The organism is Micromonospora pisi, assembly GCF_003633685.1.
Lineage (GTDB): Bacteria > Actinomycetota > Actinomycetes > Mycobacteriales > Micromonosporaceae > Micromonospora_G > Micromonospora_G pisi.
The window spans coordinates 3,666,099-3,680,942 of record NZ_RBKT01000001.1; the positions used below are offsets into that span (position 1 = coordinate 3,666,099).

12 protein-coding genes are annotated in these 14,844 nt (G+C 71.7%); 4 read left to right on the plus strand and 8 right to left on the minus strand.

Annotation, left to right across the window (positions count from 1 at the left end; translation table 11 throughout):
* Positions 1–80 precede the first annotated feature (80 nt).
* A complete protein-coding gene (locus BDK92_RS15335; protein WP_121157334.1) occupies positions 81–2,945 on the minus strand; it encodes a winged helix-turn-helix domain-containing protein in 2,865 nt (954 codons plus the stop codon).
* A 227-nt stretch (positions 2,946–3,172) separates the two neighbouring features.
* Positions 3,173–3,397, minus strand: a complete 225-nt coding sequence (locus BDK92_RS15340; RefSeq protein WP_121157335.1) for an FmdB family zinc ribbon protein — start codon at positions 3,395–3,397, stop codon at positions 3,173–3,175.
* 56 nt (positions 3,398–3,453) lie between these two features.
* On the opposite strand from BDK92_RS15340, the gene BDK92_RS15345 reads away from it, so the two are divergent.
* Both BDK92_RS15345 and BDK92_RS15350 read left to right on the plus strand, forming a co-directional pair.
* Positions 3,454–4,851, plus strand: a complete 1,398-nt coding sequence (locus BDK92_RS15345; protein WP_425462234.1) for a lytic transglycosylase domain-containing protein — start codon at positions 3,454–3,456, stop codon at positions 4,849–4,851.
* Positions 4,852–4,934: 83 nt separating this feature from the next.
* Positions 4,935–5,966: a GNAT family N-acetyltransferase gene (locus BDK92_RS15350; protein ID WP_121157337.1), complete on the plus strand. Its 1,032-nt coding sequence runs from the start codon at positions 4,935–4,937 to the stop codon at positions 5,964–5,966.
* 25 nt (positions 5,967–5,991) lie between these two features.
* Here the strand turns inward: BDK92_RS15350 and hemB are convergent, their stop codons facing one another.
* The 5 genes from hemB to BDK92_RS15375 form a co-directional block, all read right to left on the minus strand.
* Entirely contained in the window at positions 5,992–6,975 is a 984-nt protein-coding gene (hemB, locus tag BDK92_RS15355) for a porphobilinogen synthase (protein ID WP_121157338.1), read from the minus strand.
* A 93-nt stretch (positions 6,976–7,068) separates the two neighbouring features.
* Entirely contained in the window at positions 7,069–8,649 is a 1,581-nt protein-coding gene (locus BDK92_RS15360) for a bifunctional uroporphyrinogen-III C-methyltransferase/uroporphyrinogen-III synthase (protein ID WP_121157339.1), read from the minus strand.
* Positions 8,646–9,611, minus strand: a complete 966-nt coding sequence (hemC, locus tag BDK92_RS15365; RefSeq protein ID WP_121157340.1) for a hydroxymethylbilane synthase — start codon at positions 9,609–9,611, stop codon at positions 8,646–8,648. Before hemC ends, BDK92_RS15360 begins: the two co-directional genes overlap by 4 nt.
* Positions 9,608–10,957, minus strand: a complete 1,350-nt coding sequence (locus tag BDK92_RS15370) for a glutamyl-tRNA reductase (RefSeq protein ID WP_121157341.1) — start codon at positions 10,955–10,957, stop codon at positions 9,608–9,610. Before BDK92_RS15370 ends, hemC begins: the two co-directional genes overlap by 4 nt.
* The gene (locus tag BDK92_RS15375; RefSeq protein WP_121157342.1) at positions 10,954–11,775 is read right to left on the minus strand and encodes a redox-sensing transcriptional repressor Rex; all 822 of its coding nucleotides are present in this window, start codon (positions 11,773–11,775) and stop codon (positions 10,954–10,956) included. Before BDK92_RS15375 ends, BDK92_RS15370 begins: the two co-directional genes overlap by 4 nt.
* Positions 11,776–12,165: 390 nt before the next feature.
* Here BDK92_RS15375 and BDK92_RS15380 point away from each other — a divergent pair, with 390 nt between their 5' ends.
* Together BDK92_RS15380 and BDK92_RS15385 are read left to right on the plus strand one after the other, a co-directional pair.
* Positions 12,166–13,458, plus strand: a complete 1,293-nt coding sequence (locus BDK92_RS15380) for a sensor histidine kinase (protein ID WP_121162176.1) — start codon at positions 12,166–12,168, stop codon at positions 13,456–13,458.
* Positions 13,459–13,523: 65 nt separating this feature from the next.
* Positions 13,524–14,186, plus strand: coding sequence for a response regulator transcription factor (locus BDK92_RS15385; RefSeq protein ID WP_121162178.1), 663 nt, complete (start codon positions 13,524–13,526; stop codon positions 14,184–14,186).
* Here BDK92_RS15385 and BDK92_RS15390 read toward each other — a convergent pair.
* Positions 14,171–14,824, minus strand: coding sequence for an HAD family hydrolase (locus BDK92_RS15390; protein ID WP_121157343.1), 654 nt, complete (start codon positions 14,822–14,824; stop codon positions 14,171–14,173). The two genes, BDK92_RS15385 and BDK92_RS15390, sit on opposite strands and share 16 nt — an antisense overlap.
* Between the last annotated feature and the right edge of the window lie 20 nt (positions 14,825–14,844).

Genomic DNA, 14,844 nt, shown 5'->3' on the forward strand with positions numbered 1-14,844 from the left:
CGCGGGCGGGACGGTGCCCCTGGGCAGGGCGCCCCCGACGGACACCATCGCGCGCCACCGGGCGGGGCACATGTGCCGGGCTACGAACCCGGATGCTCGTAGTGGTCGAGAATCTCGCGTGGCGACTCCGCGTGGATCGACTCCCGCCCCGACCTCGACCGCTGGGCCGGCGGCTCCACCCCCGAGAACCGGATCGAACCGGCCGCCAGGTCCGGGTGGTCGACCGCGAGCGCCACCGCCGCCGCCTCCTCCAGCGTCAACTCGGCCCCCTCCGCGTAGGCCGCGTCGAACGCCGCGTCTCCCAACACGCCCCGGAGCCCGGCCTGCTCCTCCAACCAGTACGGACCGAACATGCCGGCGGTGCTGCGCATCGCGGACCGGGTCGCCTGGGCCGCCCCGAAGAGCCGGGCTGCCGTGACCGGGTCGCCACCCCAGGCGCACCGCACCGCGATCGCGTTGATCGTGTCGCAGGCCCGGCCGTGGAATCCGTGCGCCATCCGGGACCGGAGCGCCACCACCAGGTGGTCGTGTGCGGCGACCAGGTCACCACGGGAGAGCGCGACCATGCCGAGCAGCATGTCGACCGACCGGCGGGCCCGCTCGACCGGACGAGCCGCCTCCACCGGACGGGCGGCACCGAGCAGTTCGGCCGCCTCGTCCAGGGCGCATCGGCGCCAGAGCAGCTCGGCCAGGCTGTAGACCGCGAAGAGCGCGTCGCCCGAGACGTCGTTCTGGTGCGCCCAGGCGATCACCTCGCGGCAGACCCGCTCGGCCTCGGCCAGCTGTCCCATGTCGATCAGCGGCGCGGCCCGACCGGCGAGCACCCGGGCCTGTAGACCGGCGTCGCCAGCCTGCCGTGCGGCCGACTCGGCCCGCTGCGAGAACCTCAACTCCTCGGCGAACTCACCGTCGGCCCCGGCGTGCAGCGAATGCATGTGGTACGCCGCCGCCAGCTCCGCCTCGGGTATCCGCTCGCCGGTCTCGGCGATCCGCCCGTAGAGCCGGAACAGCCAGAGCCTCCCCTCCCGGGCCAGCCCTCGCTCGCGCCACCACTGGTCGAGTCCGCTGGCGAGTTGCAGACCCTGCCGGGCGCTCCCGCCGGTGGCGGTCCAGCGCAGCGCGGCGCGCATCTCGTCGGCGAGCGGATCGAGGGGGTAGAGCGACAGGGTGACCGGCCGGTCGTCCGGGCCGAGGTAGGCGCGTTCCAACGCGTGCAGGGACCAGGCCACGTGCCGGTCCCGGGCGCTCTGCTCCTCGCCCGCGTCGACCAGGCGTCGGGCCGCGTACGCCCGGATCGGGTCGAGCATCCGATAGGTGCTGCCGGAGATGTTCGGCTCCACCTGGATCATCGACTTGTCCGCGAGTACGGAGAGCGGGTCGAGCGGGTCGTCGTCGAGCAGCCATTCCACAGTGGCCAGGTCGACCGGGCTGGAGAAGACCGCCAGCCAGCGCAGCAGTCGCGCGGCCCGGGGCCCGAGTGTCCGGTACGACCACGTGACGGTCGCCTGCATGGTGACGTGCCGCTGGGTCGCCGACCGCTGGGCGGCTCGGGCGGCGGCGACCGGCGCCACGCCCAACGCGGCGGCGGCGAGGTCGACGGTGTCGTGTTGGTTGGCGATCCAACGGGGCGTCGACGGGGCCGGCTGTTCCGGCTCGTCCCGCCCGGCGTCGAGCGCGCCGAGCACGTCGTCGAGCCGCCCGGCGAGCTGGCTGGCCGAGAGGACCCGGAGGCGGGCCGCGGCGAGTTCGATCGCCAGCGGCAACCCGTCCAACCGGGCCACCACCCGTTCGAGATCGGCCGCCTCGGCCGGACTGGAGCGCCGGCCGCCGCGCGCGGCGACGGTACGGTCGAGCAGCAGTGCGATCGCGTCGCTGGGGCCACCGTTCGGTCCCGGGTCGACCGAGAGCGGCGGGATCCGCCACACCACCTCGCCCGGCAGGCCGAGCGATTCCCGACTGGTGGCCAGGACGCGTACCCCGCTGCCGCCGGTGAGCAGCCGGGCGATGACCTCGGCGCAGGCGGCCGGCTGGGCGTCACAGGTGTCGAGCAGGATCAGCATCCGCCGCGAGGCGGCGTATTCCACCAGGGTCTCGGCCATCGGCCGGCCCGGTTCGGGACGTAGGCCGAGCACCGCGGCGATCGCGAAGGCGACCAGGCCCGGATCGGTCACCGCGGCGATGTCGACGAACCAGATCCCGTCCGGGTACGTCTCCACGTCCGCCCCGGCGACCTCGACCGCGAGCCGGGTCTTGCCGGCCCCACCCGCCCCGACCACGGTGACCAGCCGGTGCTCGTTGACCAGCCGGTCGAGCTCGGCCCGCTCCACCTTGCGGCCGACGAAGGAGGTGACCTGGGTGGGCAGGTTGTGCGGGACGGCGTCGGCGGTACGGGGTCGGGGAAACTGCCGTTCCAGGCCGGGGGCGACCAGTTGGAAGAGGCGTTCCCGGTCGTCGAAGCCGCGCAGCCGGTGCAGTCCGAGGTCGAGCAGGGAGGCGCCGGGCGGTAACGGCGCCGCGTGCCGGGCGGTCGCGCCGGAGCAGAGGACCTGTCCACCGTGTGCCGCCGCCGCGATCCGGGCGGCCCGGTGCACCTCGGCGCTGGCGTACTCACCGGCGAGCGGCTCGGCGTGGCCGGTGTGCAGTCCCATCCGGACCCTCGGGGCGGCTTCGGGGGTCGGCCACTCGTGGCTGGCCAGCGCCCGCTGCGCGGTCAGGCAGGCGTCCAGCGCCGCGGCGGCGTCGGCGAAGGCGATGAAGAACGAGTCTCCCTCGGTGAACAACTCGGTGCCGTCGCTGGCGGCCAGCGTGGAGCGAAGCAGCCGTCGATGCTCGCTGAGCACCGGGCGATAGCCCGAACCGAGCATCTGGGCCAACCGGGTTGACCCCTCGATGTCGGTGAACATGAAAGTCACCAGCCCACTCGGCAGGTGGATCCGTACCGACATGCGTGGAACCTCCGCCCCCTGGAAGTCGCGTTTATGCTGCCGCATTTCGACGTCACAGCGCATCGTAGGAACGGACGGGGCGAGACGGCCCCAAGGTGCTAACCCGCTACGTGACCATGGAACAACGACTTAACACATGCTTCCCAAGCATTCTGGACGATCACGACAGACGGGTTAATGATCGCAGATCCGGCAGCGGACCTCTACCAGCGGAGGGAGGGGCCGGCTCAGCAGCCGCAGCCACCGCCGCAGCAACCACCGCCGGCCGGGCCGGCGCCGACCGAACCACCGGCCACGGATCCACCTCGGCCGGTTACCGACACCGCGGAAAGCAACTTCACCGTGTCGTCGTGCCCCTGCGGGCAGGCCGCGGGCGCGGAGGCCTCGGCCATCGGTCGATTGATCTCGAATGTGTCACCGCAGGCGCGGCAGCGGAACTCGTACCGGGGCATGGCAACAGGGTACGACCGCACCTGACGATTTTCCCCGGATGGGTAATACTCGACGCGTGGCGGACCGAGAGGGCGGCGTGGTGGACGGCGCGGACAGTACGGCGGCTCGGCGGCTCCGATCGGCAGCACCAGCGCTCGACGGGCCGCTGGCCAGTTCCGGAGCCGCGCCTGAACCGGGTGCCTCGAAACCCGCCGCCCAGCAGCCGGGAGCCGCGAAACCTGTCGACTCGAAACCCGCCGTCCCGACGCAGCGCACCCCCGGACCGGCCGCGTCCGACGCACCCGGCGACCCGAAGGCCGCCGACGACAAACCCACCGACGCGCGGCAGGTAGGCGTCGACGCGGACGAGACAGGCGCGAAGCGGGCCGATGACACACCCGTCGAGGTGAAGACGACGGGCGCGGAGAAGACCGACGCGGAGAAGACCGACGCGGCGTCGGATGACGCGGCAGCCACCACATCCGACACGTCCGCGTCGGACGGGCCGACCCGGGTCGGCTCTCCTCGCCGAACCCGGGTTCCGTTCGCGCACGCCCTGCGCCGGGTCCCACCGGCCCGCCAGGTGCCTGCCGCCACCGCCCGGGCAGTCGGACGCTGGGCCAGGGGCGGCAGCGGTCGGCTGGTCCTGCCGGCTCTGTTCATCCTGGCCCTGGTCGCGGCCGCCGGGCTGGCCGGCGGGGTGCTGATCCCGGCGACCGCGCACACGCCACCCTCGCGAGCGGGCGGCGCCAGCGGTTCGCAGACCGATCCGGGCGCACCGGCGCCGGGCCAGCCGTCCGGTCCCGCGCCGACCGCTGGTGCCGGCCTGCCGACGAGCGGCCTACCCGGAACCGCGCTGCCGGGGACCGGCCTGCCGGGGGGCGTGCTGCCGCCGAGCGCTCGGCCGGCGGACGTCCTCACCGGCTGGGCGGCACAGACCTCGGCCCGGACCGGGGTGGCTCCGCTCGCGATGCAGGCGTACGGCTACGCCGAACTGGTGTTGGCGCAGACCACACCGGCCTGCAAGCTGAGCTGGACCACATTGGCCGCGATCGGCTTCATCGAGTCGGGACACGGCACCGCGAACAGGAACACGGTCGACGCCAAGGGCGCGTCGACGCCCGGAATCATCGGACTTCCGCTGGACGGAACCGAGAACCGAATGCGGATCATGGACACCGACCGGGGCGTCCTCGACGGAGACGTCACCTATGACCGGGCCGTCGGCCCCATGCAGTTCATCCCCACCACGTGGCAGGAAAGCGGCGTCGACGCCGACAACGACGGCGTGAAAAATCCTCAGGACATCGATGACGCAGCCCTCGCAGCCGGTAACTATCTGTGCAAGGGCAACCGGAACCTGTCCGTCGCCGAGGACTGGTGGAACGCGATCCTCTCCTACAACGACGTGCGGGTTTACGCTCAGGACGTGTTCAACAAGGCCAACGAGTACGGTGCCAACAGCCGGGCGTAGTCTGGACGTAGCGTAATGGTCCACGTACATTGAAGAATTGGCCACTTTCGCCAGACTGCGGTTAGCGGCAAGCTGTACTGGTGATGGTGCGCGAGTGGGATCCCAGGACCGCGTCGTCCGCCGAGATCGAGTCGTTGCTGGACACTGTCAACGCGGCCTTCGCGGCGGACCTTCCGGCTGACCCTCAGTGGCAGAACAGCTCACTTCGCGAGTATCTCGCCGAGGTGATGCCGGGCGAGCGGCGGATCTCCTGGATCGCCCAGGAAGAGCCGACCGACGGCACGCCCGGCCGGATCATCGGACACATCCACGTACTGCTGCTCGGCGACATCGGTGTGATCGACGTGCTCGTACATCCGGAGGAACGACGGCGTGGCCTGGGGCGGAAGCTGCTCGCCAAGGCCGCGCGACGGACGTACCAGGAGGGCTTCTCCCTGATCGGCGTCGAGGTCATCGGGGACACCCCGGCGCTCCATTTCTTCGAGGCGCTCGGCTTCGCCCGGGAGTACGTGGAGACCCGCAGCGTGCTCCGCCTCGCCACGGTGGACTGGGTGACCCTGGAGGAGATGGCGCGGGGCATCAGTTCCGGCTACCGGCTGGAGTTCTACCCCGGCGGTCCGCCGGACGAGATGCTCGACGCGTACGCCCGCGCCAAGGCGGAGATCCGCGACATCGACGACGGCGATCTTGACCTCCGGCCGAGTTCGTACGACCCGCAGCGACTGCGGGACAGCCTGGGCTGCCTGCACCGGCGGGGCATGAAGCCGTACATCGTGCTCGCCGTGCACGAGCGGACCGGCGAGGTCGCCGGCCTGACCGAGGTGGTCGTGCCGGCCCAGCACCCGACCCGGGCCGACCAGTACGACACGATCGTGGTCCAGGACCACCGTGGTTACGGCATCGACCGGGCCATGAAGGCGCGGATGCTCTTCGAACTCCGGGCCGCCGAGCCCGACCTGGCCGAGGTGCAGACCTGGAACGCGCAGGCCAACGAGCCGATGCTCAAGGTCAACGCCGAGCTGGGTTTCCGGGCCGAGCGGGACTGGTGCGAGTACGGCGTGAACGTGGCCGAACTGGTGCACCGGCTCGACGCGACCGGCGTCACCACCCCGTGATGACGCCGGTCGGCGGCAGCGAGGATCAGTAGCTCTCGCGCAGCATGGTGGCGGCCTCGACGGCCCAGTACGTGAGGATGATCTGCGCGCCGGCCCGCCGGATCGAGGTGATCGTCTCCATGATCGCCCGCTCCCGGTCCAGCCAGCCGTTAGCCGCGGCGGCCTCGACCATCGCGTACTCGCCGGAGACCTGGTAGGCGGCGACCGGGACGTCGACCGTGGCACGGACCGCGGCGAGCACGTCCAGGTACGGCAACGCCGGCTTCACCATCACCAGGTCGGCACCCTCGGCGATGTCCAGCTCGACCTCGCGCAGGGACTCCCGCAGGTTCGCCGGGTCCTGCTGGTAGGCCTTCCGGTCGCCCTGGAGCGCCGACTCGACCGCGTCCCGGAACGGGCCGAAGAACGCCGACGCGTACTTCGCCGCGTACGCGAGGATCGAGGTGTCGGTGTAACCGGCGGCGTCGAGCGCCTTACGGATCACGCCGACCTGGCCGTCCATCATCCCGGACGGCCCGACCATGTGCGCCCCGGCGGCGGCCTGGGCCACGCCCATCTCGGCGTACGCGGCGAGCGTCGCGTCGTTGTCCACGGTGCCGTCGGGTGCGAGCAGGCCGCAGTGCCCGTGCGAGGTGAACTCGTCGAGGCAGAGGTCGCTCATCAGCACCGTGCTGTCGCCGAGTTCGGCGGCGAGGTCCCGGAGCGCCACGTTCAGGATCCCGTTCGGGTCGGTCCCGCCGGAGCCCCGCTCGTCCCGGGTCTCCGGCACGCCGAAGAGCATGATGCCGCCGACCCCGGCCTGCACCGCCTCCACCGCCGCCTTACGCAGCGAGTCCCGGGAGTGCTGGAACACGCCCGGCAGGGTGGCGATCGGCCGGGGCTCGGCCAGCCCTTCCTTGACGAACATCGGCAGCACCAGCTCGGCCGGCGCCACCCGGGTCTCGGTCACCAGCCGCCGGATCGCCGGTGTACGCCGCAGCCGGCGCGGCCGGACGTCGGGGTACGACATGGTTCCTCCCCAGGACCCGTGGGTCACGGGTCAACCATTCCAGGCTACGACTGCCGCCCGGATCTCTTCAGTTGGTCGGCGGGACCGCCGCGGTCAGCGGAACCGCAGCGCGGTCGGCCCCTGCACCTTCGAGCCACGACGCTGCTTGGCCGGCATCGCGGCCAGCTTCTCCCGCAGCTCGACGGCGTACGAGGCGAGCGCCTCCACCAGGTCGGGGACGGAGGCGTTGGCCGGCTGGGCGTCCACCCGGAGGCCGAACTCGGTCGCCGTCTCGGCCGTCTTCGGTCCGATCACCGCCACCACCGTGCGCGGGTGCGGCTTGCCGGCGATGCCGACCAGGTTGCGCACGGTCGAGGAGGAGGTGAAGAGGACCGCGTCGAAGCCACCGGACTTGATCGCGTCCCGGATCTCGGCCGGCGGCGGCGCCGCGCGGACGGTCCGGTACGCGGTCACGTCGTCGACCTCCCAGCCCCGCTCGGTCAGCCCGGCGGCGAGGGTCTCGGTCGCGATGTCGGCGCGCGGCAGCAGCACCCGGCCGACCGGGTCGAGGATCTCGTCGTGCGGGGAGAACTCGGCGAGCAGCCCTTCCGAGGACTGGTCACCGGCGGGGATCAGCTCGGGCTGGATGCCGAAGTCACGGACCGCGTCGGCGGTCGCCTCACCGATGCAGGCGATCTTGACGCCACCGAAGTGGCGGGCGTCCAGACCGTGCTCGGCGAACTTCTCCCAGACCGCGCGTACGGCGTTGACCGAGGTGAAGATCACCCAGGCGTACCTGCCGTCGACCAGGCCCTTCACCGCCCGCTCCATCTGGGCGGGGGTACGCGGCGGCTCGACCGCGATGGTCGGCACCTCGCACGGGATGGCCCCGTACGCGCGCAGCCGGGCGCTCATCACGCCGGCCTGCTCCTTGGTCCGCGGGACCAGCACCTTCCAGCCGTACAGCGGGCGGTTCTCCCACCAGCTCAGCTTGTCCCGCTGGCTGACCCCGGCGCCGAGGGTGAGGACCACCCGGCCGGTGAAGCCGAGCGCGGCGGCGACGAAGCTGTCCACGGTCGACGAGGTGGTGTACTGCGTCTCGCCGGTGCCGTCGCCGGTCACCCCGACCGGGGTGGTGCCGTCGACGCCGACCGCGAGCAGCCCGTCCCGGACCGCCGCGAGGTCGCCGGCGTCCACCGCGAGCGCGAGCGAGCCCCGGTTCACGGCGGCGGCGAGCGCCTCGAAGTCCAACGCGGTGACGTCGTCGACGTCGGCCGCCGTGCGTACGCCGGGCAGCGGAACCCCGGCGTAGCTGGCCACGCCCTCGGCCTGGCCGATACCGGGCACGACCTCGAAGTGCACCGCGGTACGGACGACCGCCTGGACCTCCTTGACCACCGACTCGTGACCGAACGGGTCACCGGAGACCAGGTGTACCGCCGACAGGCCCGAACGGGCAGCGGAGATCAACACCTTGGCGACGTCGCCCGGGGCGCCCTCGGCGGGGCTGAACTGGGCGTCCTCCTTGGCCTCGGCGCGCAGCGCGTCGAGCAGCGACTCGGGGACTCCCCGGTCGAAGATGACCTGGTCCGCCTCGACCAGCGCGTCGTGCGCCCGGCGGGTCAGCAGACCGGGGTCGCCGGGGCCGGCCCCGACGAACGAGATGTGGCCTGCGGGCTTACGGGTGCGGATCATGGCTGTGCTCCAAAATGCTGGGTCCTCGCGCCGGGGTGCGTAGGCGTTCCGAGGATCGAGTCGGCGCCGAGTTCGAGGAGTTCGGCGGCGAGTGCCTTACCGATCTCCGCCGCCTCGGCGGGCGTACCGGTGCGGGACAGCCGGAGGTCACGGGACCCGTCCGGACTGATCACCGCCCCGCGCAGGTAGATCTCATCGCCGTCGTCGCCCTCGGCGAGTTCCGCGAATGCGGCGACCGGTGCGCTACAGCCGGCCTCCAGGGTTGCCAGCAACGCCCGTTCCGCGGTGATCGCGGCTCGGGTCGGCGCGTGGTCCAGTACGGCGAGAAGCTCGATCAGATCCGGGTCGTCGGCCCGACATTCGACCGCGAGGGCACCCTGGGCGGGTGCCGGCAACATCAGCATCGGATCGAGCGTCTCGGTGATCTCGGCGGTGCGACCGAGCCGGGCCAGACCGGCCCGGGCGAGCACCACCGCGTCGAGATCCGCGTTCGGGCCGAGCACCCGCGCCGCGCGGGTGTCGACGTTGCCGCGGATCGGGGTGACGGCCAACTGCAGGCCGAGCGCGTGTAGTTGGGCGATCCGGCGCAGCGCGCCGGTGCCCACGGTCGAGCCGGCGGGCAGCTCGGCCAGGGTACGGCCGTCGCGGGCGATCAGCGCGTCGCGTGGATCCTCACGCTCGGGGACGGCGGCGATGTGCAGCCCGCTCGCTCCCGCGGTCGGCAGGTCCTTGTACGAGTGGACCGCGAAGTCGATCTCCCGGGCGGTGAGCGCGTCCCGCAGCGCGGAGACGAAGACGCCGACACCGAGCCGGTGCACCGGGGCGGTCGACCGGTCGCCAGCGGTGACCACCTCGACCAGTTCGACCTCTCGGCCGGTCGCGGCCCTTACCGCGTCGGCGATCTGGCCGGACTGGGCCAGTGCCAGGGCGCTGCCCCGGGTGCCCAGGCGTAGTGCGGTCATCGCTCACCTCCTGGAGCGGGATGCGACACGCGCGGAGCGATGTCGGGGACGGTGTCGACCTGCGAGGTGCTGGGCACTTCCAGGTCGAAGAGTTCGCGCAGCAGCGCGGTGTACTGGTCGCCGCCGGGCTCGGCGGCGAGCTGGCGGACCCGTACCGTCGGCGAGTGCAGCAGTCGTTGCACGACCCGGTGCACGGTGTGCGCCACGTCGGCCCGCTGGTCGTCGGTGAGGTCGGGGCGGCGCTGGGCGAGTCGGCGCAGCTCGGCGGTGACCACCTCGTCGGCCCGTGCCCGCAGGGCGGCCACGGTCGGGAGCACGTCGGCGCCGCGCAGCCAGGTGAGGAAGCTCGCGACCTCGCTGCTGACGATCTCGGCGACCGCGGCGGCGTCGGTGGCGGCGGGTCCGTCCGCGAGTTCGGCGGCGAGCCGGTCGATGTCGATCACGAGTACGCCGGGCAGCTCGGCGACCTCGGCGTCGACGTCCCGGGGGACGGCGAGGTCGAGCAGGACCAGTGGGGTGTCCGGTCGGCTGGTGGCCCGGCGGGCCAGGGCGGCGGCGACCGTCTCGCGGGTGAGCACCGGCTCGATGGCCGCTGTGGCGGTGACTACGATGTCCACAGTGGACAGGGCTACGGTAAGATCATTGAAGGGCACGGCGGTGGCGCCGTACGCCTCGGCCAGCCTTGTCGCCCGGTCCGCGCCACGGTTGGTCACCGCCACCGGACCGACCCCGGTCCGGCTCAGCGTCGCCACCGCGAGCGCACCCATCGCCCCCGCGCCGATCACCAGCGCCTGCCGGCCGGCCAGCGAACCGTCGAAGCGGCTCGCCGCGATCTCCAGCCCAGCCGTGACCACGCTCTGCCCCGCCTGGTCGATACCGGTCTCGGCGTGAGCCCGCTTACCGACCCGCAGCGCCTGCTGCATCAACTCGTGCAACTGGCGTCCGGTGGCGTCCGCCTCGGTCGCCACGTGGTACGCGTCCCGGAGCTGGCCCAGGATCTGCGCCTCGCCGACGACCATCGAGTCCAGCCCGGTGGCGACCCGGAACACGTGCTCGACCGCGGCTTCGTCATAGTGCACGTAGAGGTGGTTGGCCAGGTCCGCGGCAGGACATCCGGCCTCGTCGCCGAGGACCGCGCAGATGTCGCCGAGACCACCGTGGAAGCCGGACACCGCCGCGTAGACCTCGACCCGGTTACAGGTCGAGACGACTACCGCCTCGCCGACATACTCCTGGGCGAGCAGCCGGTCGAGAATGCGTGGCAGATCGGCCGTGGAGACCGAGAGGCGCTCCAGCATGGCAACCGGGGCGGTGCGGTGGGACGCGCCGACAACGAGCAGGTTCACGAGCCGACCACCTCCGTACGGGTCGGGCGGGTTCGGCCCGGCGGGGCGGGCTCGACCGGCGCTGGGGCGGCGGTGTCCTCGGTGCCGGTGGCGGCGAGGTCCGGATCGGCCTCGTCCCGGCCACCGGGGAGCGCGGTCAGGGACGCCTTGCGGTGCTCATGGAAGGAGAGGATCTGCAACTCGATGGCAAGGTCGACCTTGCGTACGTCCACCCCCTCCGGCACGGCGAGTACGCAGGGCGCGAAGTTCAGGATGCTGGTCACCCCGGCCGCCACCAGCAGATCGGTGACGCGTTGGGCGGCCGAGGCGGGAGTGGCGATCACGCCGATCGCGATCCGCTCCTCGGCGGCCGTCTGCAGCAGGTCGTCGATGTGCCGGACGGTCAGCCCGTTGATCTCCTCGCCCACCCGGGTCGGGTCGGCGTCGAAGAGGGCGGCGATCCGGAAACCCCGACTGGCGAAGCCGGCGTAACCGGCCAGCGCGTGCCCGAGGTTACCCACTCCGACCAGCGCGACCGCGCGACGATGGGTGAGCCCGAGGACGTACTCGATCTGGTGGATCAGCAGGGCGACGTCGTAGCCGACCCCGCGGGTGCCGTACGAGCCCAGGTGGGAGAGGTCCTTGCGGAGCTTGGCCGAGTTGACCCCGGCCGCGGCGGCCAGGCCCTCGCTGGAGACGGTATCGTCGCCAGCCTCGGCAAGATTGTGCAGTGCGCGCAGGTACTCGGGGAGCCGGGCGACCGTCGCCTCAGGGAGATCCGGAAGCGCCGGAACGGCACCGGCGCGCCCGGACGCGCCTGCGGGGCGGTGCTGACTCATGTGACTCCGTGCGGTGCGATCCTCGACCAGCCGGAGCGGCGGGTCATTCCAGGGCTCCCGCTTGCGACCGCTGTGACCGGCTGTGCTAGCAGGGCTCGTCGGAGTAACAGAGTAGGCGCTTGTGAAGACGTGCACAAATCGCGATCTTGAAGCGTCGCGACACGGCCTCACCAGCCACTCCATTCACAAGATCGGTTTCGTTGCGGGGATCGGCCCGCCTGGCGATTATTACTCAATTCCGACTATTCTTGCCAACTTGACAAGCTATCGTGGGTCCTCGCCGACTGCCCGAGTCCTGCTCGGCGGGCCTCCGGGTGAGGCCAGCCCTACCGGAAATAGGCAGGCCGACGGGATATGGAACCACCCACCGGGTTGCCTAGCGTGGAAGACATGACCACCGTCACCGCCAGCGCCGAACCGGCGCAAGCGACAATTCTGCGCCAGCTCGGCGTCGATTCGGCGTACGTGCTGCTCGGCTTCCCACTCGCACTGGCGAGTTTCGTCATATTGATCGCCGGCTTGGCGCTCGGCGTGGGGCTCATGGTGACCGTGATCGGCCTACCGATCCTGGCCGGCACCCTCTACCTGGCGCGGGGCTGGGCCGACATCGAACGGCTGCGTATCCCAGCCGTACTGCACCAGCCCCGGGTCCGCCCGCAGTACCGCAGCGCCGAGACCGGGGCGAGCGCCTGGCGGCGGATCTTCGTACCGATCGCCGACGGCCAGTCCTGGCTCGACCTGGCACACGGCCTGGGCAAGCTGGTCGTGGCGGTGGTCACCTTCGTCGTCACAGTGGTCTGGTGGGCCGGCACGATCGGTGGCTCCCTCTACTGGGCGTACGACTGGACCCTGCCCCAGGGCGACGGGAACGAAGGACTGAACGAACTGCTCGGACTCGGCGACTCCGCCGGCGCCCGAATCGGCCTGAACAGCGCCATCGGCCTCTTCTTCCTCATCACCCTCCCGATCGTGGTCCGCGGCTGCGCACTGCTCCAGGCCAGCTTCGGCCGCACCCTGCTGACCGGGGTCGCCGAGATGCGCAACCGGATCACCGTGCTCGAGGAGCAGAAGCGGGCCGCCGTCTCCGCCGAGGCGAGCGCCCTGCGCCGACTCGAACGCGACATCCACGACGGCCCGCAGCAGCGCCTGGTCCGGCTCGCCATGGACATCAGCCGCGCCCAGCACCAGCTCGCCACCGACCCGGACGCGGCCCGGCGCACCCTCGACGAGGCGCTCACCCAGACCCGGGACACCCTCGCCGAACTGCGCGCCCTCTCCCGGGGCATCGCGCCACCGATCCTGGTCGACCGGGGACTGCCCAGCGCCCTGGCCGCCCTCGCCGGCCGCGGGCTGATCCCGGTCGAACTCACCGTCGACCCCGAACTCGGTACGCCCGTCGGCCGCCTCGACCCGGCGGTGGAGAACGCCGCCTACTTCGTGGTGGCCGAAGCCCTGACCAACGTGGCGAAGCACAGCCGGGCCACCGAGTGCTGGCTCACCGTCACCCGCGCCGACCGGAAGCTGAGCATCGCGGTGGTCGACGACGGCGAAGGTGGCGCCCACCTCTCCAAGGGGCACGGCCTCGCCGGCATCGCCGACCGGGTACGTGCCACCGGCGGCACGCTCACCGTGATCAGCCCGGCCGGTGGCCCGACCGAGGTACGGGCCGAGCTTCCGTGCTGAACGAGGACACACCGATCCGTACGCCGGACAGCACGACGGACGGCGACGTGGTAGACAACCGAGCCATGCGGGTTGTGATCGCCGACGACGCCTTCCTGCTCCGAGAGGGGCTGGCCCGGCTGCTGACCGAGCACGGGCACGAAGTGGTGGCCGCGGTCGGAGACGGCACCACCCTGGTCGAGGCCGTGGTCGCGCACCGCCCGGACGTCTCCATCGTCGACGTACGGATGCCCCCGACCCACACCGACGAAGGTCTCCGGGCGGCGGTGGAGGCACGCAGACTGGTCCCCCGGGCCCCGATCCTGGTCCTCTCCCAGTACGTCGAGGTGTCGTACGCCGACGACCTGCTCGCCACGGTCAACCCCGGGCCGGGCGCTGGCGGCGGAATCGGCTACCTGCTCAAGGACCGGGTGGCCGCGATCGACGAGTTCCTCGACGCGCTCCGCCGGGTCGCCGGCGGCGGCACCGTACTGGACCCCGAGGTCGTCGGGCAGCTGCTGGTCCGCCGTCGCCGGGACGATCCGCTGCGCGAGCTGACCCCACGTGAGCGCGAAGTGCTCGGTCTGATGGCCGAGGGCCGCTCCAACACCGCGATCGCCCGTGCCCTGGTGGTCAGCGACGGCGCCGTGGAGAAGCACGTACGCAACATCTTCACCAAGCTCCACCTCCCGCCCGACGACGAACAGCACCGCCGGGTCCGGGCGGTGCTGACCTACCTGCGGGGTTGAGCCGCCAGTCGTACCGCCTCGGTGAGGGTGTCGGCGACCGGCCGGCCGGAGGCACGCAGTCGGGCGGGGTCGGTGAAGCCCCCGGTATAGAGGACACAGTCGGCACCGACGGATTCGGCGGCGTCGGCGTCGTCGACCGAGTCGCCGATGAGCACCACCGACTCACCGTCGATGCCGAGTTCGGCCAGGTGCCGCGCCAGATGCGCGGCCTTGTGGTCGCCGCCGATGGTCCCCCGCAGGCCGTCGACCCGGCTGAACATGCCGGTCAGCCCGTACGTCTCGACGGCCGGAACCAGTTCCTCGTGGAACCACATGGAGAGCAGCGACTGGGTGCCGTTCCAGGACCGCATCGCGGCGGTCGCGTCGTCGGCCAGCGCGCAGGTGGTCAACCCGGTCCGGTACGCGTCGTGGAAAATCTTGTCGAGTGAGCCGAACGCGTCGGCGTCGACCGCGCGCCCGAGCACCTCGGCGTAGTAGTCGGCGATCGGGCGGCGGAACGACTGCCGGTGCTCGTCCAGGGTCACCGCGGGGCCACCGACGCTGGCGAAGACGACATTGGTCGATTCGACGACCAGACTCAGATCATTGAGCAGAGTGCCGTTCCAGTCCCAGACCAGGTGCATACGAGCCAATGCCATCGCGAAACAATAACGCGATC